This window comes from Pseudomonas sp. S37 (assembly GCF_016658545.1).
Lineage (GTDB): Bacteria > Pseudomonadota > Gammaproteobacteria > Pseudomonadales > Pseudomonadaceae > Aquipseudomonas.
The window spans coordinates 1-25,222 of record NZ_JACVZC010000032.1 but is presented as its reverse complement, the minus strand read 5'-3'; the positions used below and the strand labels follow the sequence as shown (position 1 = coordinate 25,222).

21 protein-coding genes and 2 tRNA genes are annotated in these 25,222 nt (G+C 63.4%); 6 read left to right on the top strand and 17 right to left on the bottom strand.

What is annotated here, in order from left to right; all coding sequences use genetic code 11:
- Positions 1–5: 5 nt before the first annotated feature.
- From rpsR to rnr, 4 genes are all read right to left on the bottom strand, one after another.
- Complete coding sequence (gene rpsR, locus IAE39_RS12905) at positions 6–236, bottom strand: 30S ribosomal protein S18 (protein WP_003249563.1); 231 nt, start codon at positions 234–236, stop codon at positions 6–8.
- A 28-nt stretch (positions 237–264) separates the two neighbouring features.
- Positions 265–690, bottom strand: coding sequence for a 30S ribosomal protein S6 (rpsF, locus tag IAE39_RS12900; RefSeq protein ID WP_003249557.1), 426 nt, complete (start codon positions 688–690; stop codon positions 265–267).
- A gap of 306 nt (positions 691–996) precedes the next feature.
- A complete protein-coding gene (gene rlmB, locus IAE39_RS12895) occupies positions 997–1,743 on the bottom strand; it encodes a 23S rRNA (guanosine(2251)-2'-O)-methyltransferase RlmB (protein ID WP_201202897.1) in 747 nt (248 codons plus the stop codon).
- Positions 1,740–4,319, bottom strand: coding sequence for a ribonuclease R (gene rnr / locus IAE39_RS12890; protein ID WP_201202895.1), 2,580 nt, complete (start codon positions 4,317–4,319; stop codon positions 1,740–1,742). The genes rlmB and rnr overlap by 4 nt, the downstream gene beginning before the upstream one ends.
- Positions 4,320–4,591: 272 nt before the next feature.
- Here rnr and IAE39_RS12885 point away from each other — a divergent pair.
- From IAE39_RS12885 to IAE39_RS12865, 5 genes are all read left to right on the top strand, one after another.
- Positions 4,592–4,678: transfer RNA gene (locus IAE39_RS12885), tRNA-Leu, on the top strand.
- An 88-nt stretch (positions 4,679–4,766) separates the two neighbouring features.
- Positions 4,767–4,853, top strand: a tRNA-Leu gene (locus tag IAE39_RS12880).
- A 139-nt stretch (positions 4,854–4,992) separates the two neighbouring features.
- Positions 4,993–6,018: a methyltransferase domain-containing protein gene (locus IAE39_RS12875; RefSeq protein ID WP_201202893.1), complete on the top strand. Its 1,026-nt coding sequence runs from the start codon at positions 4,993–4,995 to the stop codon at positions 6,016–6,018.
- Between the two features lie 234 nt (positions 6,019–6,252).
- Entirely contained in the window at positions 6,253–7,266 is a 1,014-nt protein-coding gene (locus IAE39_RS12870) for an extracellular solute-binding protein (RefSeq protein WP_201202887.1), read from the top strand.
- On the top strand, positions 7,266–8,831 hold the full coding sequence (locus tag IAE39_RS12865) for an ABC transporter permease (protein ID WP_201202885.1): 1,566 nt from the start codon (positions 7,266–7,268) through the stop codon (positions 8,829–8,831). Before IAE39_RS12870 ends, IAE39_RS12865 begins: the two co-directional genes overlap by 1 nt.
- A gap of 94 nt (positions 8,832–8,925) precedes the next feature.
- Here IAE39_RS12865 and IAE39_RS12860 read toward each other — a convergent pair whose 3' ends face one another.
- The 13 genes from IAE39_RS12860 to IAE39_RS12800 form a co-directional block, all read right to left on the bottom strand.
- Entirely contained in the window at positions 8,926–9,393 is a 468-nt protein-coding gene (locus tag IAE39_RS12860; protein ID WP_201202884.1) for a DUF2867 domain-containing protein, read from the bottom strand.
- A gap of 179 nt (positions 9,394–9,572) precedes the next feature.
- Entirely contained in the window at positions 9,573–11,507 is a 1,935-nt protein-coding gene (locus tag IAE39_RS12855; RefSeq protein WP_201202883.1) for a methyl-accepting chemotaxis protein, read from the bottom strand.
- Between the two features lie 237 nt (positions 11,508–11,744).
- Positions 11,745–13,037, bottom strand: a complete 1,293-nt coding sequence (locus IAE39_RS12850; RefSeq protein WP_027592535.1) for an adenylosuccinate synthase — start codon at positions 13,035–13,037, stop codon at positions 11,745–11,747.
- 55 nt (positions 13,038–13,092) lie between these two features.
- Positions 13,093–14,280 (bottom strand): ATP phosphoribosyltransferase regulatory subunit, encoded by a 1,188-nt coding sequence (locus IAE39_RS12845; protein ID WP_201202882.1) that lies wholly within the window; start codon positions 14,278–14,280, stop codon positions 13,093–13,095.
- A 301-nt stretch (positions 14,281–14,581) separates the two neighbouring features.
- Positions 14,582–15,451: a protease modulator HflC gene (gene hflC / locus IAE39_RS12840; protein ID WP_201202881.1), complete on the bottom strand. Its 870-nt coding sequence runs from the start codon at positions 15,449–15,451 to the stop codon at positions 14,582–14,584.
- Complete coding sequence (gene hflK / locus IAE39_RS12835) at positions 15,451–16,632, bottom strand: FtsH protease activity modulator HflK (protein ID WP_201202868.1); 1,182 nt, start codon at positions 16,630–16,632, stop codon at positions 15,451–15,453. The genes hflC and hflK overlap by 1 nt, the downstream gene beginning before the upstream one ends.
- A gap of 96 nt (positions 16,633–16,728) precedes the next feature.
- Positions 16,729–18,030 (bottom strand): ribosome rescue GTPase HflX, encoded by a 1,302-nt coding sequence (hflX, locus tag IAE39_RS12830; protein ID WP_201202865.1) that lies wholly within the window; start codon positions 18,028–18,030, stop codon positions 16,729–16,731.
- A 12-nt stretch (positions 18,031–18,042) separates the two neighbouring features.
- On the bottom strand, positions 18,043–18,303 hold the full coding sequence (hfq, locus tag IAE39_RS12825; protein WP_012274457.1) for an RNA chaperone Hfq: 261 nt from the start codon (positions 18,301–18,303) through the stop codon (positions 18,043–18,045).
- A 94-nt stretch (positions 18,304–18,397) separates the two neighbouring features.
- A complete protein-coding gene (gene miaA, locus IAE39_RS12820; RefSeq protein WP_201202863.1) occupies positions 18,398–19,369 on the bottom strand; it encodes a tRNA (adenosine(37)-N6)-dimethylallyltransferase MiaA in 972 nt (323 codons plus the stop codon).
- A 1-nt stretch (position 19,370) separates the two neighbouring features.
- Entirely contained in the window at positions 19,371–21,269 is a 1,899-nt protein-coding gene (gene mutL, locus IAE39_RS12815) for a DNA mismatch repair endonuclease MutL (RefSeq protein ID WP_201202861.1), read from the bottom strand.
- Positions 21,269–22,699, bottom strand: a complete 1,431-nt coding sequence (locus tag IAE39_RS12810) for an N-acetylmuramoyl-L-alanine amidase (RefSeq protein ID WP_201202859.1) — start codon at positions 22,697–22,699, stop codon at positions 21,269–21,271. Before IAE39_RS12810 ends, mutL begins: the two co-directional genes overlap by 1 nt.
- A gap of 11 nt (positions 22,700–22,710) precedes the next feature.
- Complete coding sequence (tsaE, locus tag IAE39_RS12805) at positions 22,711–23,184, bottom strand: tRNA (adenosine(37)-N6)-threonylcarbamoyltransferase complex ATPase subunit type 1 TsaE (protein WP_201202858.1); 474 nt, start codon at positions 23,182–23,184, stop codon at positions 22,711–22,713.
- The gene (locus IAE39_RS12800) at positions 23,172–24,032 is read right to left on the bottom strand and encodes an NAD(P)H-hydrate dehydratase (RefSeq protein ID WP_201202854.1); all 861 of its coding nucleotides are present in this window, start codon (positions 24,030–24,032) and stop codon (positions 23,172–23,174) included. The genes tsaE and IAE39_RS12800 overlap by 13 nt, the downstream gene beginning before the upstream one ends.
- A 65-nt stretch (positions 24,033–24,097) precedes the next feature.
- On the opposite strand from IAE39_RS12800, the gene queG reads away from it, so the two are divergent.
- Positions 24,098–25,162, top strand: coding sequence for a tRNA epoxyqueuosine(34) reductase QueG (gene queG, locus IAE39_RS12795; protein ID WP_201202852.1), 1,065 nt, complete (start codon positions 24,098–24,100; stop codon positions 25,160–25,162).
- The last annotated feature ends 60 nt before the right edge of the window (positions 25,163–25,222 follow it).

Here is a 25,222-nt window from a genome sequence, read left to right as displayed (position 1 = left end):
CGGTCTCAGCGGCCGTGGCTGTCGGTGTAGGGCAGCAGGGCCAGGAAGCGGGCGCGCTTGATAGCGGTAGCCAGCTGACGCTGATAACGAGCTTTGGTACCGGTGATACGGCTTGGAACGATCTTGCCGGTTTCGGATACGTAAGCTTTCAGGGTGTTGAGATCTTTGAAGTCGATCTCTTTCACGTCTTCAGCAGTGAAGCGGCAGAATTTACGACGACGGAAGAAACGTGCCATTTAATAGGCTCCTCTAAAGGTCCGTGGATTACTCGTCAGCGTTATCGCTGGAGTCGCTGTCATTGCTGTCATCGCCTTCGGCGGAGTCAGCATGCTCAGGACGCTCGCGACGCTCACGGCGCTCGCTGCGGTTCTCTTCAGCCTTCAGCATCTCGGACTGACCGGTAACGGCTTCGTCGCGACGGATGACAAGGTTACGGATAACGGCATCGTTGTAGCGGAAGTTGTCTTCCAGCTCGGCCAGGGCCTTGCCGGTGCACTCAACGTTCAGCATCACGTAGTGAGCCTTGTGAACATTGTTGATTGCGTAGGCCAGTTGACGACGGCCCCAGTCTTCCAGGCGGTGGATCTTGCCACCATCTTCTTCGATCAGCTTGGTGTAACGCTCAACCATGCCGCCGACTTGTTCGCTCTGGTCCGGGTGAACCAGGAAGATGATTTCGTAATGACGCATGAATGCTCCTTACGGGTTAGTAGTCTGCCAGTGAATCTGGTCAGACAAGGAGTGAATGACACTGTATGTCTTGCACGGAGGGGAGGCACATGAGCGCCTGCCAGCTCGGCAAGGGGCGCAATTGTAGAGAAGGTGGGGCGTACAAGCAAGGTGATTGGTGAATATTTGAACAGCCTGAAACATATTCACAGGCTAAGGGCCTCTTCGCGGGTAAACCCGCTCCTACAAGTACTCCACAGGGCTCAGGCCTTGTACGATCCCTGTGGGAGCGGGTTTACCCGCGAAGAGGCCGGCGCAGGCTAAAGGTTAGCGCTTTGCCTGACGCTGACGCACGGCCTCAAACAGGCAAACCCCGGTCGCCACCGACACGTTCAGGCTGCTGACACTACCGCCCATCGGCAATTTCACCAGGAAATCGCAATGGTCACGGGTCAGCCGGCGCATGCCCTTGCCTTCCGCGCCCATGATCATCACCAGCGGACCGGTCAGATCCTGCTGGTAGATCTCCTGCTCGGCCTCGCCGGCAGTACCGACCACCCACAGGCCACGCTGCTGCAACTTCTCCAGGGTACGCGCCAGGTTGGTCACGGCCACCAGCGGAATCACCTCGGCGGCGCCGCAAGCAACCTTGCGCACCACCGGGGTCAGGGTTGCCGACTTGTCCTTGGGCACGATCACTGCCGTGGCACCGGCCGCATCGGCGGTACGCAGGCAGGCACCGAGGTTGTGCGGGTCGGTCACACCGTCCAGCACCAGGATCAGCGGCGGTGTTTCAGTGCGTTCGAGCAGTTCTTCGAGCATCAGCTCGCCCCACACCTGGCTCGGGCTGACCTCGGCGACCACGCCCTGGTGCACACCCTCGACCCAGGCATCCATCTCGCGGCGCTCGGCCTGGCCAACCGCCACGCGGTTTTCTGCGGCCAGCGCCAGCAGCGCCTGCAGGCGTGGCTCGCTGCGCCCTTCCGACAGCCAGATCTGCTTGACCCGCTTCGGATGGTGCTGCAGCAATGCCTGCACGGCGTGCACGCCGTAGATCTTTTCCAGCTGACTCATGACTTGCTCTTGCTCTTGCGTGGCGCACCGGACTTCGGCGGGCCTTTACGATGCTTGGTCGGCTTGCCGGCGCCAGACGACTTGCCGCCTTTCTCCGACTTGCTGCCGGCGCTGCTGCGCGCGTCGGTCATCAACGCTTTCTTCATTTCGCGGCTTTTGCGCACCTCGGCGTTACGCTGCACGGCGTCTTTCGGGAAGTACGCTTCGGACGCTTCGCTCTTGCGGCTGCGCGGCTTGGGGGTCGCCTTCGCTTCGGTTACCGGCGGCTGCTCAGCCTTGTCGCCTACAGGCGCGGCGCCGCGCTGCTTGCGGCCGATCGGTGCGGCCAGGGTCTTGTCCGACACTTCGAAGTCGATCTTGCGCTCGTCCAGGTCGACGCGCATGACCTTGACTTCGATGGTGTCGCCCAGGCGGAAGCTGCGCCCGGTACGCTCGCCGGACAGGCGGTGGTGCACCGGGTCGAAGTGGTAGTAGTCACCCGGCAGCGCACTGACGTGCACCAGGCCTTCCACATAGATGTCGGTCAGTTCGACGAACAGGCCGAAACCGGTCACCGCGGTGATCACACCCGGGAAGGTCTCGCCCACGCGGTCCTTCATGAACTCGCACTTGAGCCAGTTGACCACGTCGCGGGTGGCTTCATCGGCGCGGCGCTCGGTCATCGAGCACTGCTCGCCGAGTTGCTCCAGGGTGTTTTCGTCGTACGGGTAGATACGCGCCTTGGGGATGCTCATGGCGCCGGCACGCTTGACGTGCGGGGTATCGACCCTGGAACGGATGACACTGCGGATGGCGCGGTGCACCAGCAGGTCCGGGTAACGACGGATCGGCGAGGTGAAGTGGGTGTACGCCTCGTAGTTCAGGCCGAAGTGGCCGTTGTTCTCGGTGCTGTACACGGCCTGGCTCAGCGAGCGCAGCATCACCGTCTGGATCAGGTGGAAGTCCGGGCGCCCGGCGATGCTCGCCAGCAGGGCCTGGTAATCCTTTGGCGACGGGTCCTTGCCTTTGTGCAGGCTCAGGCCCAGTTCGCCGAGGAAGGCGCGCAGTTTTTCCAGGCGCTCTGGCGGCGGGCCGTCGTGCACCCGGTACAGGGCTGGCACGCCGTGCCTCTGCAGGAACTCGGCCGTGGCGACGTTGGCCGCCAGCATGCATTCCTCGATCAGCTTGTGGGCATCGTTGCGCACGGTCGGGCGGATTTCCGCGATCTTGCGCTGGTCGCCGAAGATGATGCGGGTTTCCTGGGTTTCGAAGTCGATGGCACCACGGGTGTGACGCGCATCCACCAGCACCTTGTACAGGTTGTACAGGTTCTTCAGGTCCGGCACGACCGCCTTGTACTCTTCGCGCAGCGCCTTGCCCTCACGGGTACGCGCGTGCTCGAGCATGCTGCTGACCTTGTTGTAGGTCAGGCGGGCGTGGGAGTGGATCACGCCTTCGTAGAACTGGTAGTCCACCATCTGGCCGGCTTTGTTCATGGTCATTTCACAGACCATGGCCAGGCGATCGACGTGCGGGTTCAGCGAGCACAGACCGTTGGACAGCTCTTCGGGGAGCATCGGCACCACGCGCTCGGGGAAGTACACCGAGTTGCCGCGCTGCTGGGCTTCGACGTCCAGGGCCGAACCCAGGCGCACGTAGCTGGACACGTCGGCGATGGCCACATACAGGCGCCAGCCACCGGAGAACAGGCGCAGCTTGCCCAACGGTTCGCAATAGACGGCGTCGTCGAAGTCGCGGGCGTCTTCACCGTCGATGGTGACGAACGGCAGGTGGCGCAGGTCGACGCGCTTCTCTTTGTCCTTCTCTTCTACCTCAGAGCGGAACTTGCGCGCTTCCTTGACCACATCGTTTGGCCAGACGTGCGGAATGTCGTAGCTGCGCAGGGCAACGTCGATTTCCATGCCCGGCGCCATGTAGTTGCCGATGACCTCGACCACGTCGCCTTGCGGCTGGAAGCGCGGGGTTGGCCAATGGGTGATCTTGATCTCGACGAACTGGCCGATCTTCGCGCCACCGTTGCGCCCGGCAGTGACCAGCACTTCCTGCTGGATCTTCGGGTTGTCCGGGGTCACATAGCCGATGCCGCCTTCTTCGAAGTAACGGCCGACCACACTTTCGTGGGCGCGGGAAATGACCTCGACAATGACGCCTTCGCGGCGGCCACGGCGGTCGGTACCGGATACCCGCGCCAGCGCGCGGTCACCATCGAAGGCCAGGCGCATTTGCGACGGGCTCAGGAACAGGTCGTCGCTGCCATCATCCGGGATGAGGAAGCCAAAGCCATCGCGGTGGCCGGAGATACGGCCGCAGATCAGGTCCAGCTTGTCTACCGGGGCATAAGTGCCGCGCCGGGTATAGATAAGCTGGCCGTCGCGCTCCATGGCACGCAGGCGGCGGCGCAGGGCTTCGATCTGGTCTTCTTCATACAGACCAAACTCTTTCGCCAGCTCCTCGCGCGCAGCGGGTTCGCCGCGGTCGGCAAGGCGCTGCAGGATCAGCTCACGGCTGGGAATGGGGTTGTCGTATTTTTCCGCTTCGCGAGCGGCCTCGGGATCGAGGGATTGCCAATCGGCCATCAGAAGGGGTTCACCTTGGGGTATATAGATATGAATTCTGGCATAGGCGTATTGAAACCGGAAATGTCGGCCTTGGACAGCCCCTGCTGCAGTGCATAGACAGCAGGAATAGGCCTGTGGAATCAACAAGTTGAATTTTTTGAAATTTTTTTTGCTCGAGGGGTTTACAGCCCCCCGGACCGTCCGTATAGTGCGCACCACAACGACGGACAAGCCCGAAGTTGTAGTAGAGATTAGCGACGCTGTAAAGCATCAAATAATCTCGAATGTGTGCCCAGGTGGCGGAATTGGTAGACGCGCTGGTTTCAGGTATCAGTGACCGCAAGGTCGTGGAAGTTCGAGTCTTCTCCTGGGCACCAAGTATTTTCAAGTAACAGATGACCAAGGATCTGTTACTACTGTGTGAAAGCGAACGTTTTTCGCCTTCGCCAGATGATTCAAAGCTTTGCCCAGGTGGCGGAATTGGTAGACGCGCTGGTTTCAGGTATCAGTGACCGCAAGGTCGTGGAAGTTCGAGTCTTCTCCTGGGCACCATACAAAAACCCACTAGCTTGCTAGTGGGTTTTTTCTTGCCTGCGATTTGTGTAATCGCGGCCTCCCCGCTATCTCCCTCATTGCAATCCAGAATGATTCCTATCTAGGATTGAGCTTTCTCTCATGGAGCGAGCGAACGATGAGCACGGACCTGACCACCCCTCACCCGCTTCAAGCGTGTTGGGACCTGCAACTGGCAGGCCTGGCCGCCGATGCCTTGCGCGTGGCGCTGACGATCGGCCTGTTCGAACACCTCGGGCAGTACTCCACCCCTGCCCGGCTGGCGACGACGCTGGACCTTGAGCCCACCAATACTGGCTACCTGCTGGAGATGCTCTGGGCCCAAGGGCTGCTCGAACGTGACGAACAGGGCAGCCACTACCGCAATAGCGAAACTGCCCGACGCTTCTTGAGCCGAGGGGCCGGTGACTATTGCGGCGATGCCCTGCTCTTCCGCCACCAGGTGTTGCGCCAGGCTGGCCAGCCACTGGAGCAGGCACTGCGCAATGGGCTGCCACCGGCAACGGCCCCCACCGCGGAAATGGCCCGGCGCTGGGCCGAGGCAGCACGCGTGCAGATCGCCCAGGAACAGCAGTCGGTTACTGTCGATGTAGCGTGCACGCTGCTCGAGCGCTTGCCGCAAGCGCCGCGCCTGCAGCGCATGCTGGACCTGGGTGGCGGCCCCGGGCTGGTTGCCATCGCACTGGCCAAGCGGCTGCCGGATCTGCACGGGACGGTGTTCGACTTTGCCGAAACTGCTGCGGTGGCCCAGAAGAACATTGTTCGTGCCGGGCTGGAGAAGCGCCTTGGGATACTCGGCGGCGACCTGGACAGGGATGATTTCGGCAGCGGCTATGACCTGATCTGGTGTTCGTCGGTGCTCCACTTTGCCCATGACCTGGATGGGCTGCTGCGAAGGCTGCATGCGGCGCTGAACCCTGGCGGGGTGCTGGTGTGTTGCCATGCCGAGGTGCCCGAAGACCAACAGACTGCGGCGCGGGTGCTGCCTTATTACCTGCACATGCGCATGCAGGGGCGGCATGTGTTGCCGGCCGGGGAGCTGGCGCAGCGGTTGCGCGGGGTTGGGTTTGTCGATGTGCAGCAGCAGGATGGCCTGAGGTACCCGGTTGCGCCGGTGAGCGCTGTCATTGCCACCAGATTGTAAACCTGTTCCGGCCTCTTCGCGGCTAAAGCCGCTCCCACAGGTACCGCGCAGGCATCGGGCTCACACTGTAACCTGTGGGAGCGGCTTTAGCCGCGAATGGGCCGGCACAGGCAACACACTCGCCCCGCCTTGCACCATGGTCTGACCATGAATTTCTCGTCACCCGGCCACTTGAGAAACGATTTCGTTTACCATTGTTTCCAAATATGTAGCCGTAAGCGAGGAAGTACCCGCATGACGATCCGCCCGCAACCGCTGATGCGTACCTTGGCCGCCGCCGTGCTGAGCCTGGTCATCGGCGCTCCGGCCGCCATGGCAGACGCACCGGTCACCCTGACCATGTACAACGGTCAGCACAAGGAAATCGGCGAAGCCATCGCCAAGGCCTATGAGGCCAAGACCGGTATCCACATCGATATCCGCAAGGGTAGCAGCAACCAGCTGGCCAGCCAGATCATCGAGGAAGGCGACCGCTCGCCCGCCGACATCATCTATACCGAAGAGTCCCCGCCACTGAACAACCTGGGCGAGCTGGGCCTGCTGGCGAAGATCGACGACACCACCGTGAACATGGTGCCCAAGGAGTACGTCGGCGCCAACGGCACCTGGATGGGCATCACGGCCCGTACGCGTATCGTGGTGTACAACCCGAAGAAGGTCGACGAAAAAGACCTGCCAACCACGGTCATGGACTTCGCCGACCCTGAATGGGAAGGTCGTGTCGGCTATGTACCCACCAGTGGTGCGTTCCAGGAGCAGGCTGTGGCCATCCTGAAAATGCACGGTCGTGAAGCCACCGAGGAATGGCTGACCGGCCTGAAAGCCTTCGGCAAGACCTACACCAACAACATGGTTGCCCTCAAAGCCGTTGAAAAAGGCGAAGTGGCTGCAGTACTGGTGAACAACTACTACTGGTACGCGCTTGAACGCGAACGCGGCAAACTGGACACCAAACTCTACTACCTGGCTGACGGCGATGCCGGCAACCTGGTGACCATTTCGGGCGCAGCCGTGGTCAAGGCCAGCAAGCACCCGAAAGAAGCCCAGGCCCTGCTCAACTGGATGGCCAGCGAAGAAGGCCAGCGCGTGATCACCCAGACCACCGCCGAATACCCGCTGCACAAAGGCATGGTTTCCGACCGTGGCCTGAAGCCGTTCGAAGATCTGCGCCCGCCGAAGATCTCGCCGGCCGACCTTGGCAATGCCGAGGAAGCCATCGAGCTTGAGCGCGAGGTCGGCCTGCTCTGATGACCGCCGCCCTGTCCCAGCCTGCGCCGGTACGCTTCGTACCGCGCCGCAAGCGCCCTTCCATCTGGGTGCTGCTGCCCGTTCTGTTCCTGGTGGCGATGAGCTTGCTGCCGCTGGCCTATGTCGCCATCAAAGCCTGGGAAGCCGGCTGGCGCGAAGCCTTGCACCTGCTGTGGCGGCCCTTTGTCTGGGGGCTGATGCGCAACACCCTGCTGCTGATGGTCGGGGTGACGCTGACCTGCATGGTGGTCGGCCTGGCGCTGGCCTGGCTGCTGGAGCGCAGCAACCTGGCCGGCCGCCGCCTGTGGGGCGTGGTGCTGTGCCTGCCGTTTGCGGTGCCATCGTTCGTCAGCAGCTTTACCTGGGTGTCGCTGAGTTCGGACTTTGAAGGGCTTGGCGGGGCGATCATGGTCATGGCCTTGTCCAAGTACCCACTGGTGTTCCTGCCGGTGGCCGCCACCCTGCGCAACCTCGATACCTCGCTGGAGGAGTCGGCGCGCACTTTGGGCTGCAGCCGCTGGGGGGTGTTCGTCAAAGTCACCCTGCCGCTGCTGTGGCCGTCGATGCTCGGCGGCGCGCTGCTGATTGCCCTGCACATGCTGGTGGAGTTCGGCGCACTGTCGATCCTCGGCCTGCAAACCTTCACCACGGCGATTTACCAGCAGTTCGAACTGGAGTTCAGCAATGCCAACGCGGCGATGCTCTCTGCCGTGCTGCTGGCGATGTGCCTGGTGATGCTGTGGCTGGAGTTGCGCGTACGCGGCAAGGCCCGCCATGTGCGCATCGGCCAGGGCGTGGCACGCCGTGCGCAACCGTTGCGGCTACGGGGCTGGGCGGTACCGGCGCAACTGTTCTGCGTGGGCCTGGCGGTGCTGGGCAGCGGTATTCCGCTGGCCATGCTCGGTTACTGGCTGAGCGTTGGCTCGTCGGCGGCATTCCCGGTGGCGGCCATCTCCAAGGCGCTGTTCACTTCGCTGTCGGTGTCGCTGGGCGGTGCTGGCTTCTGCGTGCTGCTGGCACTGCCGATCAGCTTCCTGGTGGTGCGCTACAAGGGCCGCCTGGCGATCTGGGCCGAGCGCCTGCCGTACCTGCTGCACGCCCTGCCTGGCCTGGTCATTGCCCTGACCCTGGTGTTCTTCGCCTTGCACTACGTGCCGGCGCTGTACCAGACCACGGCGTTGCTGTTGCTGGCATATGCGCTGCTGTTCCTGCCACTGGCGCAGTCGCCGGTGCGCACCGCACTGAACAAGGCTTCGCCAACGCTGGAAGAAGCCGCGCGCACTCTGGGCGCGAGCAGCTTTGCCGCGTTCTGCCGGGTGACCTTGCCGATCATCTTCCCGGCCATGGCAGCGGCCTTTGCCCTCGTGTTCCTGGATGCCATGAAGGAACTGACGGCAACCCTGCTGCTCAGCCCAACTGGCATGACCACATTGGCCACCGAGGTGTGGGCGCATACGGCAAACGTCGAGTTCGCGGCGGCGGCGCCTTATGCGGCGTTGCTGATTGTGGTGTCGGGGTTGCCGGTTTATCTGCTGACTACGCGGATGTATCTGAACAAGGCGTAACCTTCTTCGCGGGCTTGCCCGCTCCCACAGGTACCGCGCCGCTCTCAGGGCCTGCGCAGTACCTGTGGGAGCGGGCAAGCCCGCGAAGAGGCCATCAGATGTTACGCAGCATACGGCGCACAATTGGCCCATGGGCCTTGCCAACGGGCAGCATGTAGAGGCGGCCGAAACGGTTGAAGCACCGCACCGAGGTGGTCACGCTCAAGCGCTGCCGGCCATCGCTCTGCTCACCCAGATCCATGCTCACCATCACCGCCAGGTGCGTGTCACGCGAGGTCAGGACCAATTGCTGGTCGCTGATAGCCTCGACCAGGAAGAAGTCCAGATACTCACCCACTGCCGGCACCCGTTCGGGGCTGCGCGATGAGAAACCGTGGATGGCCGCGACGTTGAAGCGGCGTGAGATAAAGTCGCGCAGGCGGAAGGCCTGGGCCAGCCAGCCGGGGACATCCGAGATCATGGCGCAGTAGGCCTGGAGGGCGGTCATTGGTGCAGCGATGTGCACGCTGTCGCGATGAAGGAAATCCAGCTCGGCCGGGGCGGCGACCAGTTGGGCAGACATGAACAACTCCCTTTGCCATGTGATGCGGCCATCATACCAACCCCACCCACCGATACCCATCATCACTCTCTGTGGGAGCGGGTTCACCCGCGAACACCGGCGAAGCCGGTGCCATCCACCGCGTCGTATTCTTCGCGGGTGAACCCGCTCCCACAGGGTTGCGATGAACCCGCACATTTCTATGCCCTGAACTGGCCCAGGCTGGCTCGCAGCTGCGCCGCCAGATCATCCAGCACCTTGCTGCTGGCCGTGGTCTGCATCACCACCTCCGCCGAGCGCTCAGCCTGGGCATGAATGGTCTCTACCCGCCCCCGCACCGCCTGCGCCCCGCTCGCCTGCTGCTCGGCCGCACGGGTCGCCAGGCCAATAGCCGCATGCACCTGCTCAACGGCAGCCTGCACCGACTGCTGGCGGCGCTCGTTGTCACGCAGCACCAACAGCCCCTCATTGGCCTTGAGCCCAGCCTGGCTGATAGTGGCCACAGCTTCCTTGGCGCCCTTCTGCAGCGCGGCGATGTGCGCCTGGATATCCCCGGTGGAGCTTTGCGTCTTGCTCGCCAGCGCCCTCACCTCATCCGCCACCACGGCAAAGCCACGCCCGGTTTCACCCGCACGGGCCGCTTCAATGGCGGCATTCAGGGCCAGCAAGTTGGTCTGCTCGGCAATACCGTGAATCACCGTCAACACCACTTCAATCTGCTCGCTCTGCTTGGCCAGGCGCTCGATCACCTGAGAGCCAGCGTCCACCTGCCCAGCCAGGTTCTCGATCAAACCGGCCAGCTGGGTCGAGGTGCGGCTGTTTTCATCGGTGGCCTGGCGGATATCCACTACTTGCTGCAACGCCGCCTGCATCGCGTGGCTTTCGGCCTGCGCCTCATCGGCCATGCTCGACAGGTCACGCAGGCTGGCTGCCACTTCATCTCGCTGGAGCGCGGCGGCGGCATCGGCGCCGGCATTGCGCTGGGCCATCGCGCCAATCTCCACGCCGGTACGCTGCGCCACTTCACCCGCCTCACGCACGATTGGCTGCAGCTTGTCGACAAAGCGGTTCACCGCCGAGGCCATGTCGCCAATTTCGTCGCGGCTGTCGAGCGGCACGCGTTTGGTCAGGTCACCCTCGCCCGCCGCAAGGTCATTCAGGGCGGTTATCAACAGGCGCAACTTGCTCAGTACCCGGCGGCCAAGTACCACGGCCACGACCAGCAGCACACCGAGCCCCACCACCACCAGGCCCAGGCCGATGCGCCAGCGCAACTCGGCAGCGGCCTCACGCACAGTCTGCGCGGTGTTGGCCTGCATTGCTGCGGCGCTGCCCTGTGCTTTTTCCAGGCGCTCGCGCAGGGTTTTGCCGCTGTCGGCGGCAGCACCGACCAGGCTGTCGCCAACCAACTGCTCACCACTGGCAATCAGCGCCGAAAAGCGTTGGTCGAGGGCCTTGAGCTCCTGGTCGATACCCGCGGTGGAAACACCCATCACCACCTTGCCGATTTCTGCACCATTGGGGTTGATCGGCGCTTCGACGAAGTACACCGCCGGATCACGACGGGCTGCATCGATTACCTTGTCCAGCGCGCGCTCGCCTTGGCCTTTCTCCATCAATGCCTGGTTGATCGGGTTTTGCCGATTCAGGTAACGAGTCAGGTGCTGGCCCTGAGCATCGTCGTAGATCACGAACAGCACGTTGGGGTTACGCTGGGCACGACGGGCGAAGTCGGAGAGCACCGGCACGTCGTTATCCCAGATCGCCCGCGGAGCGACCGAGGCCAGCAGCTCGGCCATGTCGTTGGCGGAGTCCTTGAGGTTCTTCTCCAGGGTGCTGCGCAGTTGCTGCTGTTCGCTTTGCAGGCGCGTAGACAAACCCGCGCTGAGGCGCTGGCGAGTGCTACTGGACAGGCCGTCGAGGCCCGAACGTACATCTTGCCCGGCTTGCTCCAGGTCGTTGGCGAGCTGGCGGCTGTCTTGGCCCAGGCGCTCGCCCAGGTCGGCCTCCAGGGCAGTGACCGTGCTGCGGGTAAGCGCAACGGCAACCAGCACTTGCACCAAAAGAGCGATACCAAGGGCAACAAACACAGGCCGCAAAAGGCGGCTTCGTAACAGTGAGAGGATGGCAGACACGGTGTAACCCTCGTGTTTTCTGGCGCCACTATTTTGATGGCATCGTCAGACGTTTCTTACAGCAAGGGTTGTGCCGGGGGGAGCAGGGATATGCGCCAAGGTTGAGCAATGGATTTTCCTGTGCAGGCTTCTTCGCGGGTAAACCCGCTCCCACAGGGACCGTATGGGCCGACACCACAAACAAAAACGCCGCAGCCCCTTTCAGGGCCACGGCGTCAGATCAGCCTGGAGGGCAGATCAGGCGAACGGGTGACGCAGCACGATGGTCTCGTTGCGGTCAGGGCCGGTCGAAATGATGTCGATCGGCGCGCCTACCAGCTCTTCGATGCGCTTGATGTAAGCACGAGCAGCTTCTGGCAGCGCTTCCAGGGTCTTGGCACCCAGGGTCGACTCGCTCCAGCCTGGCATCTCTTCGTACACCGGCTCCAGGCCGATGTAGCTGTCGGCATCGGAAGGTGCGTCGATCACAGCACCGTTCTCGTTCTTGTAGCCAACACAGATGTTGATGGTTTCCAGACCGTCCAGTACGTCCAGCTTGGTCAGGCAGATGCCCGAGATGCTGTTGACGTCGATGGCGCGACGCAGGATGACGGCATCGAACCAGCCGCAACGGCGGGCACGGCCGGTGGTGGAACCGAACTCGTGGCCACGCTTGGCCAGGGTAGCGCCAGTCTCGTCGAACAGTTCGGTCGGGAACGGACCGGAACCGACACGCGTGGTGTACGCCTTGGTGATACCGAGGATGTAGTCGAGGTACATCGGGCCAACGCCGGAACCGGTGGAGATACCGCCAGCCGTGGTGTTGGAGCTGGTGACGTACGGGTAGGTACCGTGGTCGATGTCCAGCAGCGAGCCTTGGGCGCCTTCGAACATGATGTCCTTGCCGGCGCGGCGCAGGTTGTGCAGCTCGGCGGTAACGTCGAGCATCATCGGCTTGAGCTGCTCGGCGTAGGCCATGCACTCGTCCAGGGTCTGCTGGAAGTCGATGGCCGGCTCTTTGTAGTAGTTCACCAGCTGGAAGTTGTGGTAGTCCAGCAGCTCACCCAGCTTGGCGGCGAAACGCTCGCGGTGGAACAGGTCGCCCACGCGCAGGCCGCGGCGTGCAACCTTGTCTTCGTAGGCTGGGCCGATACCACGGCCGGTGGTGCCGATCTTGGCTTCGCCACGGGCTTTTTCGCGGGCCTGGTCCAGGGCCACGTGGTACGACAGGATCAGCGGCGCAGCCGGGGAAATGCGCAGGCGCTCGCGCACCGGTACGCCCTTCTCTTCCAGCTTGGTGATTTCACGCATCAGTGCATCCGGGGCAACGACCACGCCGTTGCCGATCAGGCACTGTACGCCTTCACGCAGGATGCCGGACGGAATCAGGTGCAAAACGGTTTTTTCACCGTTGATCACCAGGGTGTGGCCCGCGTTGTGGCCACCTTGGTAGCGCACTACGGCGGCAGCATGTTCGGTCAGCAGATCGACGATCTTGCCTTTGCCCTCATCACCCCACTGGGTGCCCAGGACGACGACATTCTTACCCATTACATTGGTCCTCATTCACGCAAACTTGGTTGCCGGCCTTTGCCGACGCAGAAACTCACTGGGCCAGCGGCAGAACCTGCCAGCGCCCGTCTTGCTGAATCAATTGCCGATCACAATCCGCCTCGAGAGCAGCACTCAACGGCTGGCCAGGCAAAGCCTGGACCACACGCTGGCCCTCGTTGCGCAACTGGCAGACTTGCTGCCAGAGGGCCGCGTCGCCACTGTCCGGCATCCAGATGCCGCCAGTTGGCAATACGACCTCCGCTCGCCCCAGTGTGACCAGGGTCTTCAAATCCGTGGAGAAACCGGTAGCCGGGCGCGCCCGGCCAAAGTCGGCGCCGATGTCGTCGTAGCGCCCGCCCTGGGCGATCGATTGACCTTCGCCCGGCACGAACACGGCGAACACCACGCCCGTGTGGTAGTGGTAACCGCGCAGCTCGCCGAGGTCGAAGTACAGCGGCAGCTCCGGGTAGCGCGCGGCCAGGCGGTCAGCGATCGCCAGCAGGTCGTCCAGTGCTGCCAGCACGCTGGCCGGGGCACGGCCCAGGCGCACGCGGGCTTCGTTCAGCACTTCGCGGCCACCGCACAGTTCGACCAGCGCACGCAGCATGTTGCCCAGGTCCTTTGGCAGGTCGGCAGTCAGTGCCTGCACTTCATCGACCGACTTGCGCTGCAGGGCGTCGAACAGCTGCTGCTCGACCGCACCGGACAGGCCGGCAGCACGGGCCAGGCCGCGGTAGATACCGACGTGACCGAGGTCCATGTGCACGTCCGGCACATCGGCCAGTTGCAGCGTGGCGAGCATCAGGCTGATGACTTCGACGTCGCTGGTCGGGCTGGCGTCGCCGTACAGCTCGGCACCCAACTGGATCGGGCTGCGTGAGGTGGACAGTGCACGCGGCTGGGCGTGCAGCACGCTGCCGGCGTAGCACAGGCGGCTTGGGCCTTCACGGCGCAGGGTGTGGGCGTCGATACGCGCCACCTGCGGGGTGAAGTCGGCGCGGAAGCCCATCAGGCGGCCGGACTGCGGGTCCACCACCTTGAAGGTGCGCTGATCCAGGTCCTGGCCGGCGCCGGTCAACAGCGACTCCAGGTACTCGATATGCGGGGTGACGACCAGTTCGTAGCCCCAACTCTGGAACAGGTCCAACACCTGGCGGCGCGCGATCTCGATGCGCGCAGCTTCAGGTGGCAGTACTTCCTCGATGCCATCTGGCAGCAGCCAGCGGTCTACCGTTGCCATTACGCCATTTCCCCTCTGGTCCGGGCGGCTTGCCAGCAGGCGAGCCGTCAGTAAAGCCGGTATCGCGCACAGCAGCGGGCAGCACTGATCCCAGCGCAGCCACCGTACCCGATACCCTCGAATTGCCTTGCGAGCTGACCAATCCGTCAACTGGCGCTTTGCCAATCAACCTTGCAGACGCAAAAAAGCCGGGAAATTTCCCGGCTGCCTCATCATACACCCCTTTTCATTCAGGATGCACCCCGCCTGGTGTTTTAGCTGCCAGGCGGGGTGCCGCTGCATGAAAATCAGGGCCTGAGCATCACGGCCTGCTCTTGTCCAGGTAGCGGAAGAACTCGTTCTTCGGGTCCAGGACCAGCACGTCGCTCTTGCTCGAGAAGCTCTCGCGGTACGCCTGCAGGCTACGGTAGAACGCATAGAAATCAGCGTCCTGGGTGAAGGCCTTGGCGTAGATGGCAGCCGACTGGGCGTCGCCATCACCGCGGGTTTCTTCTGCTTCGCGGTAGGCCTCGGCCAGCAGCACACGGCGCTGACGGTCGGCGTCGGCACGAATACCTTCAGCCAGCTCGTTACCTTTGGCACGGTGTTCGCGGGCTTCACGCTCACGCTCGGTGCTCATGCGGTCGAACACGCTGCGGTTGACTTCCTTCGGCAGGTCGATGGCCTTGACGCGCACGTCGACCACCTCGATACCCAGCTCCTTGTTGGCCATGCGGTTCAGCGATGCAGTGATGTCAGCCATCAGCGCGTCACGTTCACCGGATACCACTTCGTGCAGGGTACGTTTACCGAACTGGTCACGCAGGCCGCTTTCCAGACGACGCGACAGACGCTCGTCGGCGATCTGCTTCATGCCGGAGGTGGCGGTGTAGAAGCGTTCGGCATCCTTGACGCGCCACTTGGCGTAGGCGTCGACCATCACCGCTTTCTTCTCCAGGGTCAGGAACCGCTGGGTCGGGGCGTCGAGGGTCATGAGGCGGGCGTCGAACTTGCGCACCTGGTTCACGTACGGAATCTTCACGTGCAGGCCAGGCTGGACATCTGCCTGGACCACCTTACCGAAACGCAGCATGACTGCACGCTCGGTCTGGGACACGATATAGAAGCTGTTCCAGGCCACGATGGCCAGGACCACGGCGGCGATCAGGGCGATCAGCGATCTATTGCTCATCAGCGGCTCTCCCTAGTACGCAGCTGCTGCTGTTGCTGTTGCAGGTCCTGCGCGGCACGCGCGGCGGCATCGTTGGCCGATGGCGACACACTGGTGGCTGGCGCGGACGTATTGCGGCTGCCTTCGACCATCTTGTCCAGTGGCAGGTAGAGCAGGTTGTTCTGCCCGTCCTTGGTTGCCACCATGACTTTGCTCGAGTTGCTGTAAACCTCTTGCATGGTCTCCAGATACAGGCGCTGACGTGTCACGTCAGGTGCCTTGCGGTACTCACCCAGCAGTTTGGTGAAGCGGTCGGCTTCACCCTTGGCGCGGGCGATGACCTCGTCGCGGTAACCGTTGGCGTCCTCGATGATGCGCTGCGCCTGACCACGGGCTTCGGGCACCACGCCATTGGCGTAGGACTCGGCCTGGTTGCGGGCACGCTGCTCGTCTTCACGGGCGCGGATCACGTCGTCGAAGGCTTCCTGCACTTCACGCGGGGCTGCCGCGCTCTGTACGTTGACCTGGGTCACGGTGATACCGGTACGGTAGTTGTCGAGGAAGCGCTGCAGGCGTTCGCGGATATCCACGGCCATCTGCTCACGGCCTTCGGTCAGCACCTGGTCCATCGAGGTGGAACCCACCACGTGGCGCAGGGCACTGTCGGTCGCGTGCTGCAGGCTCACCTCAGGCTGGTCGACGTTGAGCACGAAGTCCTGCAGGTTGCTGATCTTGTACTGGACGGTCAGCGGCACCTCGACGATGTTCTCGTCTTCGGTCAGCATCTGGCCCTGCTTGGTGTAGGCACGCTCACGCGTGACGTTTTCCATGTACTTGCGATCGAACGGCGGGAAGTAGATGTTCAGGCCGGGACCGACCGTCTCATAGTACTTGCCGAAGCGCAGCACCACGGCCTGCTCCTGCTCGTCGACCACGTACACGGCGCTGTACAGCCAGATGGCAGCCAGCACCGCCAGGCCAATGCCCAGCAGGCCAAGGCCACCGCCCTTGCCGACATTGCGGTCACCGCCGCCACGTTTCTTTTTACCGCCGAACATGCCGTTCAGGCTGTCCTGCAGTTTGCGGAAGGCCTCGTCCAGATCCGGCGGACCTTTCTTGTCACCACCACCGCCACCGCCACCACGGCGGCCGCCCCAGGGATCCTGATTGTTCGAGTTGCCACCCGGCTCGTTCCAAGCCATAGCGCTCTCCATCTGATAAAGCAAAGACGCGCCCACGGCGCGCCGTCCAATGCTACAGAATGCCTGTCACTGCTGCCCGGCGACCTCGACGGGCATTTATTGCAAAGTGTGTTGCTCGACAAACACTTGCGGCTCCATGCCTTCGCGGCTGACCAGGCGATTCAGTTCGACCATGGGCAGTCGCACGCTCAGCAGGCTGCGCCCTTCTTCATCATGCTCTTCACCCTGCACCGCACCCAAGGCAAAGAATTGCGCGCGCAAGCGGGCAAAACGCTGCTCAAGGCAAAGGGTACCGACAAACAGATCTTCCCCCAGCAACTCGGCAATCGCCTGGCCCACCAGCTCCAGGCCACGCCCATCGCGTGCCGATACCCAGACCCGTTCCGGCTTGCCATCGGCATTACGCTGGATCTGCGGCTCGACATCTTCAAGCAGGTCGAGTTTGTTATACACCTCGAGGATCGGCAAGCCTTCGGCGCCAATCTCGCCCAATACCGCCAAAACCTGCTCGATCTGTTCCATGCGCTCGGGCTCATGGGCATCGATCACATGCACCAGCAAGTCGGAGTTGCTCGACTCTTCGAGCGTAGCCCGAAATGCCTCGACCAGCTTGTGCGGCAGGTGGCGGATGAAACCCACGGTATCGGCCAGCACAATCGGGCCCAGGTCGTTGAGTTCGAGCCGGCGCAGGGTCGGGTCGAGGGTAGCGAACAGCTGGTCCGCGGCGTACACCTCGGATTCGGTCAGGGCGTTGAACAGCGTGGACTTGCCGGCGTTGGTATAACCCACCAGCGACACCGAGGGGATATCCGCGCGCTTACGCCCGCGACGTGCCTGCTCGCGCTGGCTGCGCACTTTCTCGAGGCGTGACTTGATCTGGCGTATGCGCACCCGCAACAGGCGGCGGTCGGTTTCCAGCTGGGTTTCACCCGGGCCGCGCAGGCCGATACCACCCTTTTGTCGCTCAAGGTGGGTCCAGCCGCGCACCAGCCGCGTGCTCATGTGGTCCAGCTGGGCCAGTTCGACCTGCAGCTTGCCTTCATGGGTACGCGCCCGCTGGGCGAAGATATCGAGGATCAGCCCGGTACGGTCAAGCACACGACACTCGAACACACGTTCGAGGTTGCGCTCCTGACTGGGCGTGAGGGTGTGATTGAAAATCACCAGGTCTACCTGTTCGGCATGGACCAGGTCGTGCAGTTCCTCGACCTTGCCGCTGCCAATCAGGTATTTGGCGGAAGGCTGATGCCTTGTCACCGTGACCAGCGAAACGATGTCGGCACCGGCCGACAATGCCAACTCCTGAAACTCCTGCGGGTCTTCGCGCGCCTCAGGGTTATGACCTTCCAAGTGAACGAGCAACGCCCGCTCACCACCACCGTGGCGCTCAAAGAACAATGCAGGCTCCTATCAGGCGTTGCCTGGCTCGCTGTCGCCGTGTTCGCCGTCGGTCGGGCTTGGCAGGCGGACCGGACGGGCCGGTACCACAGTCGAAATGGCGTGCTTGTAGACCATCTGGCTGACGGTGTTCTTCAGCAGCACGACGAACTGGTCGAACGATTCGATCGAACCCTGCAGCTTGATGCCGTTGACCAGGTAAATGGAAACCGGGACCTTTTCTTTTCTCAAGGTGTTCAAGTAAGGGTCTTGTAGCGAATGCCCTTTTGACATATGCCGCACTCCTGTAAGGATAAATAATAGAAAATCAATAAAATCGATAAATTAGGCCGCCCCTTCGCAAGAATAGACGGCAATCAGCAGGGACTCAGCTCAATATGGAGATGGCCCCAAGGTATTTCAAGGTGCGGGACAGATTGTCGCAGGCCAGGCTGTCAAGCCAGTGTACGTCAGGCCAGCCACGCAACCAGGTGAACTGCCGCTTGGCCAGCTGCCTGGTGGCAATGATACCGCGTTCACGCATCTCATTCTCAGTCAGCTTGCCGTCCAGGTAATCCCAGACTTGCCGATAACCCACTGCCCGTATAGACGGTAGCCCGGCGTGCAAGTCACTTCTGGCTCGCAGCGATCGGACCTCGTCAACGAAGCCCTGTTCCAGCATCTGCGAAAATCGTAACGCAATTCGCTGATGCAAAATGTGACGATCTGTAGGAGCAATCGCCAAACTGGCGACAGTATAGGGCAAATGTCCGTCAGCGCCTGCGTCTGCGCCGCGACTTTCCGCGAATTGACGTTGACGATGCGCCGTCATGCTTTCGCCACTCACCCGGTACACTTCCAGCGCGCGGATCAACCGCTGCGGGTCGTTGGGGTGAATGCGCGCCGCCGACACCGGGTCGACCTCGGCCAGTTGCCGATGCAGCTCGGCCAGACCAAGCGCTTCGGCCTGGGCTTCCAGTTCGGCGCGCACCGTGGCATCGGCCGCCGGCATGTCGGCCAGGCCATCGATCAAGGCCTTGTAATAGAGCATGGTACCGCCGACCAGCAGCGGGATCTTGCCGCGCGCTGTGATCTCGGCCATGGCCTGCAGGGCATCGGTGCGGAACTGCGCGGCCGAATAGCTCTCGGCCGGGTCACGAATGTCGATCAGCCGGTGCGGGTGGGCAGCGAGGATTTCTTTCGACGGTTTGGCCGAGCCGATGTCCATGCCACGGTAGACCAGCGCCGAGTCGACGCTGATCAGCTCGCAGGGCAGCACTTTGGTCAGTTCGATGGCGAGATCGGTCTTGCCGGCCGCCGTCGGGCCCATCAGAAATATTGCAGGGGGCTTGCCACTCATGTCATCGACCGCGCAGGAATAGTTTGTCCAGGTCGTCCAGGCCCATCTGGGTCCATGTAGGGCGACCATGGTTGCACTGGCCGCTGCGCTCGGTGTTTTCCATGTCGCGCAGCAGGGCATTCATTTCGGGAATGGCCAGGCGCCGGTTGGCGCGCACGGCGCCGTGGCAGGCCATAGTGCCGAGCAGCTCGTTGAGGTGCGCCTGGATACGGTCACTGGTGCCGTATTCCATCAGGTCGGCGAGCACGTCCTGCACCAGGCGGTTGGCCTCGGCCTGCTTGAGCAAGGCCGGGATCTGGCGGATTGCCAAAGTCTCCGGGCCCAGGCGCTGCAATTCGAAGCCCAGGCGCTGGAACCACTGCGCGTGCTCTTCGGCGCAATCGGCTTCGCGCTGGCTCAGGGCCAGGGTTTCCGGCACCAGCAGCGGCTGGCCGCTAAGGCCTTCGCTGGCCATGGCTACCTTCAGCCGCTCGTACATGATGCGCTCGTGGGCGGCGTGCATGTCCACCAGCACCAGCCCGACGGCGTTTTCGGCCAGGATGTAGATACCCTTGAGCTGGGCCATGGCATAGCCCAGCGGCGGGATGTCGCCCTGGCTTTCGGGTAACGCCGAAGGCGCAACCACGCCATCGTCCATGGGTTTGTAGAATTCGCGGTAGACCGCCTGCGCTTCGGCAGCCGCCAGCGGCTGGGACGGCCGCGGGCTGTACTGGGACTGGTAACCCGAGCCACTGCCACCATTGGAAATGGAAAACTGTGGTGCCCGGGGCTGCTCCAGCACCGGTGAAGCCAGGCGCATTTCGCCCTGCGGGCCAAACTCGCCTGCCAGCTGGCCCGTGGGGCGGATCGCCTCAGGCAAGGCAGCAGGCGCGGCCAGTTGGTCTTCCGGGCGCACATCGGCCAAGGCACGGTGCAGAGTGCCGTACAGGAAGTCGTGTACCGAGCGGCCTTCACGGAAACGCACTTCGTGCTTGGTCGGGTGCACGTTGACGTCGACGCCGTTGGGCTCCAGCTCCAGGAACAGCACGAAGGTCGGGTGCCTGCCATTGAACAGCACGTCACGGTAGGCCTGGCGCACGGCATGGGCGACCAGCTTGTCGCGCACCGCACGGCCATTGACGAAAAAGTACTGCAGGTCGGCCTGGCTGCGCGAGAACGTCGGCAAACCCACCCAGCCCCACAGGCGCAGGCCATTGCGTTCGACGTCGATCGGCAGTGCCTGCTCCATAAAGCCTGGGCCGCAGATGGCACCCACGCGTCGCGCACGGGCGGTTTCGTCGTGGGCTTCGTGCAGGCTGAGGATGCTCTTGCCGTTGTGGCGCAGGTGGAAGCCGACGTCGAAACGCGCCAGCGCCAGCCGGCGGATCACTTCCTGCAGGTGATCGAACTCGGTTTTCTCGGCCTTGAGGAACTTGCGCCGCGCCGGGGTGTTGAAGAACAGGTCGCGCACTTCCACCGAAGTGCCCACCGGGTGCGCCGCCGGCTGCACCCGCGGGAGCATGTCGCGGCCTTCGGTTTCCACCTGCCAGGCCTCAGTGGCGCTGGCAGTGCGCGACGTCAGGGTCAGGCGTGCCACCGAGCTGATCGAGGCCAGGGCCTCGCCACGGAAGCCCAGGCTCAACACGCCTTCGAGGTCTTCCAGCTCACGGATCTTGCTGGTGGCGTGACGGGCCAGCGCCAATGGCAGGTCGTCGGCAGAGATACCGCTGCCATCGTCCCGCACCTTCAGCAGCTTGACACCGCCCTGCTCCACGTCCACATCAATGCGCCGGGCGCCGGAGTCCAGGCTGTTTTCCAGCAGTTCCTTGGCAACAGAAGCTGGCCGCTCGACCACTTCGCCGGCGGCAATCTGGTTGGCCAGCCGCGGGCTGAGCAGCTGAATGCGCGAACCACCACTCATTATTGCGAGGCCAGGGTGGTGGCTGGTACATCGAGGCGCTGGCCAACCTTCAGCTCATCGGTCTTGAGGCTGTTGGTGCTGCGCAGGCTGGCCACGCTGACCTGGTAGCGCACGGCGAGCATCGCCAGGGTTTCGCCAGGGCGCACCGTGTGCTCACGCGGGCCGGCGGCGATCTTGCCGGTGTCACGCAGCCAGGCGATGTAGGTGCCCGGCGGCGGGTTCTGTTGGAAGAACTGGCGCACGCCGGTATGAATCGAGCGGGCCAGCGCCTGCTGATGGCTGCGCGTGGCCAGCTTGGCCGCCTCGTTGGCGTTGGAGATAAACCCGGTTTCAACCAGAATCGACGGGATATCCGGCGACTTCAGCACCATGAAGCCAGCCTGCTCCACACGCTGCTTGTGCAGCGAGGTGATGCGGCCCATGTTGCCCAGTACCTTCTGCCCGACATTCAGGCTGGAGCTGAGCGTGGCGGTCATCGACAGGTCGAGCAGCACACCCGCGAGCATGCGGTCCTTGTCGTCGAGGCTGACGTTACCGGCGCCACCGATCAGGTCGGAACGGTTTTCCGTGTCTGCCAGCCAGCGCGCGGTCTCGGAGGTGGCACCACGGTCGGACAGGGCGAACACCGAAGCACCGAATGCGGCCTTGGATGGCGCAGCGTCGGCGTGAATCGAAACGAACAGGTCGGCGCCCTTCTTGCGGGCAATCTCGGTGCGCTTGCGCAGCGGGATGAAGTAGTCACCGGTACGGGTCAGCTCGGCGCGGAAGCCCTTTTCGGTGTTGATCTGGCGCTGCAGTTCCTGGGCGATCTGCAGCACGATGTCTTTTTCATGCTGGCCGCGCGAGCCGGAAGCACCCGGGTCTTCACCGCCGTGACCGGCGTCGATGGCGATAACGATGTCGCGCTTGCCGCTAGGCACCGGCGGCAGCTTGATGGCTGGCTGGGCCGGCGACACGGGCACGGCTGGTGTGGTGGCAGGCGTTTGCACCGGGGCCGGCGCCGGCGTGGGCGCAGTGGCGGCGATGGCATCGGCTTCCTGGTCGTACAGGTCGACCACCAGGCGGTTGCCGTACTGGGCGTTGGGCGCCAGGGTGAAGCTTTTCGGGGTGACCGACTTTTTAAGGTCGACCACCACGCGCAGGTCGGTCGGCGTACGCTGGGCCGAACGCACGCTGCTGATCGGCGTATTGGAGGTGGCCACGTTCAGCGGCGCGGCCAGGGTCGCGCCATTGATGTCGATGACCAGGCGATCAGGCGCGCTCAAGGTAAAGACGCTGTGCTGCACGGGGCCAGACAGGTCGAAGACCAGCCGCGTGTTGTCTGGCGCGCGCCACAGGCGCATGCTCTTGACTTGAGTGACGGCCAGAGCGTCAACGGTCACCGTTGTCAGCAGCAGCCCAACGATGGCGACCAGTGCGCGTATGCGCATACCTACCCCACTTACTGTTTATAGTGTTCGGCCAGTGCCACGCACCAGGCCTCGCCGCGAGCCCCCTGCGGCGAAAGGTTCAGCGAGCGTCCGCCCGCTTGGGGGCTTATGGTAATGGTCAGGTCAGGCTTTGGCAAAACGCCCGCACCGTTTTGTGGCCACTCGAACAGGCACAACGGGTCGCCCTCGAAATAGTCACGAATGCCCATGTACTCCAGCTCCTCCGGATCGACCAGGCGATACAGGTCGAAGTGAAAAGCTCGGACATCGCCGATTTCGTAGGGTTCGACCACGGTGAAGGTCGGGCTTTTCACTGCACCAGTATGGCCCAGGCCGCGGATCAGGCCACGCGACAGGGTGGTTTTACCTGCCCCCAGGTCGCCCTCGAGGAAAATCACGCCGCGACCGCCGGTCACCTCGGCCATTTTTGCACCGAAGGCGACCGTGGCCGCTTCATCGGCCAGAAACAGATTTAAGCCAGACACGCAGAATGCTCCTCCAACAATTCACGAATGACCGGCGCCAGATCACTGGCCGCCAGGCCTCTTCCTTTTACCCCCAGGCGCTCGCCGGCACAGGCGTGCAGCCACGTACCCAGGCAACCTGCGCGCCAGGCGTCCAGCCCTTGGGCCAATAGCGCCGCCAGCACGCCAGTCAGTACATCGCCCAGGCCAGCGCCGGCCATCGCCGGGTGGCCGCGCTCGCACAGCATCAGCTGGCCACCCGGGTCTGCCACCAGCGTACCAGCCCCCTTGAGCACGCAGACGCTGTTGTAACGGCGCGCCAGCTTGCGTGCCGCCCCCGGGCGGTCGGCCTGCACCGCCTCGGTGGAAACACCCAGCAGCCGCGCCGCCTCCCCCGGGTGCGGGGTCAGGATGCTGCCACTGGGCAAGGCCAGCGGGGTACGCGCCAGCAGGTTCAGGGCATCGGCGTCCCACACCTGTGGCCGCTCGGCGTTGGCCACTGCCGACAACAGGCTACGGCCCCACGCCGCCTGCCCAAGGCCAGGGCCTACCACCAGTACCGTGGCGCGTTCGAGCACGCCCATCAGCTGGTTGGCCGAACTGGCGCCCAGGCACATGACCTCGGGCAGGCGTGCCAGGCTGGCGGCCACGTGCTCGGGCCGGGTTGCCACACTGACCAGCCCGGCACCGCAGCGCAAGGCGGCTTCGGCGCTGAGCAGCACAGCACCGCCGGTGCCGAGGTCGCCACCCACCACCAGCACATGGCCAAAGTCGCCTTTATGGGCATGCGCATGCCGTGCCGGCAAATGCGCGACGTTCACGCTGCTGAGCAGTTGTGGGGCATTGCCGGGGTGTTTGGTCTGCCGCATGGGGTCAAAGGCTCCAATGTCTGGCAGAATTATACGCACCTGAGCCTGTATTGCCTTGCCCATCCATGTCCGCCTCTACACCTGACCTCGCCCAACTGGCCCAATCGATCAAGATCTGGGGCCAGGAACTCGGTTTTGCCCACGTCGGCATCGCCGGGGTCGACCTTGGCGAACACGAACACCACCTGCAGCGCTGGCTCGACGCCGGCTACCAGGGCGAAATGGAGTACCTGGGCGCCCACGGCAGCAAACGCTCGCACCCCGACCAGTTGATCCCCGGTACGGTGCGCGTGGTCTCGCTGCGCATGGACTACCTGCCCGGCGACACGCAGATGGCCCAACGCCTGGCGCAACCAGAAAAAGCCTATGTGTCGCGCTATGCCCTGGGCCGTGACTACCACAAGCTGGTGCGCAAGCGCGTGCAGTTCCTGGCCGACCGTATTCAAGAAGCCATCGGCCCGTTCGGTTACCGCGCCTTCGTCGACAGTGCCCCGGTGCTGGAAAAGGCCTTGGCCGAGCAGGCCGGGCTGGGCTGGATCGGCAAGAACACCCTGCTGCTCAACCGCAAGGCCGGCAGCTACTTCTTCCTGGCCGAACTGTTTGTCGACCTGCCGTTGCCGGTGGACGAAGCCACCACCAGTGAACACTGCGGGCGTTGCACCGCCTGCCTGGACATTTGCCCGACACAGGCGTTCGTCGGGCCTTATGTGCTGGATGCGCGGCGCTGTATCTCGTACCTGACCATTGAACTGAGGGGGGCGATTCCTGTGGAATTGCGCTCGATGATGGGCAACCGGGTGTTCGGCTGTGATGACTGCCAGATCGTCTGCCCCTGGAACCGCTTTGCCAAACACAGCCAGGAGCAGGACTTCCAGCCACGGCATGGGCTGGAGAATGCCGAGCTGGCCGAGATGTTCCTGTGGGATGAGCGGACTTTCCTGCGCAAGACCGAGGGTGGGCCGTTGCGGCGGGCGGGGTATGAGCGGTTCTTGCGCAACCTGGCGGTGGGGCTGGGTAATGCGCCTTCGACCATTCCGGTGCTCGAGGCGCTGAAGGCGCGGCGTGAGGATGCGTCGGAACTGGTGCGCGAGCATGTGGAGTGGGCGCTGGCCCGGCACACTGCTCGATAGTCACGCGATTCCCTGTAGGAGCGGGGGGGGGGGGGGGGGGGGGGGGGGGGGGGGGGGGGG

Excerpts from the sequence above, each read along its gene's own strand:
- rpsR (WP_003249563.1), bottom strand. The coding sequence starts at position 236 with ATGGCACGTTTCTTCCGTCGTCGTAAATTCTGCCGCTTCACTGCTGAA.
- rpsF (WP_003249557.1), bottom strand. The coding sequence starts at position 690 with ATGCGTCATTACGAAATCATCTTCCTGGTTCACCCGGACCAGAGCGAA.
- rlmB (WP_201202897.1), bottom strand. The coding sequence starts at position 1,743 with ATGAGTCAGCTGGAAAAGATCTACGGCGTGCACGCCGTGCAGGCATTG.
- rnr (WP_201202895.1), bottom strand. The coding sequence starts at position 4,319 with ATGGCCGATTGGCAATCCCTCGATCCCGAGGCCGCTCGCGAAGCGGAA.
- IAE39_RS12875 (WP_201202893.1), top strand. The coding sequence starts at position 4,993 with ATGAGCACGGACCTGACCACCCCTCACCCGCTTCAAGCGTGTTGGGAC.
- IAE39_RS12870 (WP_201202887.1), top strand. The coding sequence starts at position 6,253 with ATGACGATCCGCCCGCAACCGCTGATGCGTACCTTGGCCGCCGCCGTG.
- IAE39_RS12865 (WP_201202885.1), top strand. The coding sequence starts at position 7,266 with ATGACCGCCGCCCTGTCCCAGCCTGCGCCGGTACGCTTCGTACCGCGC.
- IAE39_RS12860 (WP_201202884.1), bottom strand. The coding sequence starts at position 9,393 with ATGTCTGCCCAACTGGTCGCCGCCCCGGCCGAGCTGGATTTCCTTCAT.
- IAE39_RS12850 (WP_027592535.1), bottom strand. The coding sequence starts at position 13,037 with ATGGGTAAGAATGTCGTCGTCCTGGGCACCCAGTGGGGTGATGAGGGC.
- IAE39_RS12845 (WP_201202882.1), bottom strand. The coding sequence starts at position 14,280 with ATGGCAACGGTAGACCGCTGGCTGCTGCCAGATGGCATCGAGGAAGTA.
- hflC (WP_201202881.1), bottom strand. The coding sequence starts at position 15,451 with ATGAGCAATAGATCGCTGATCGCCCTGATCGCCGCCGTGGTCCTGGCC.
- hflK (WP_201202868.1), bottom strand. The coding sequence starts at position 16,632 with ATGGCTTGGAACGAGCCGGGTGGCAACTCGAACAATCAGGATCCCTGG.
- hfq (WP_012274457.1), bottom strand. The coding sequence starts at position 18,303 with ATGTCAAAAGGGCATTCGCTACAAGACCCTTACTTGAACACCTTGAGA.
- miaA (WP_201202863.1), bottom strand. The coding sequence starts at position 19,369 with ATGAGTGGCAAGCCCCCTGCAATATTTCTGATGGGCCCGACGGCGGCC.
- mutL (WP_201202861.1), bottom strand. The coding sequence starts at position 21,269 with ATGAGTGGTGGTTCGCGCATTCAGCTGCTCAGCCCGCGGCTGGCCAAC.
- IAE39_RS12810 (WP_201202859.1), bottom strand. The coding sequence starts at position 22,699 with ATGCGCATACGCGCACTGGTCGCCATCGTTGGGCTGCTGCTGACAACG.
- IAE39_RS12800 (WP_201202854.1), bottom strand. The coding sequence starts at position 24,032 with ATGCGGCAGACCAAACACCCCGGCAATGCCCCACAACTGCTCAGCAGC.
- queG (WP_201202852.1), top strand. The coding sequence starts at position 24,098 with ATGTCCGCCTCTACACCTGACCTCGCCCAACTGGCCCAATCGATCAAG.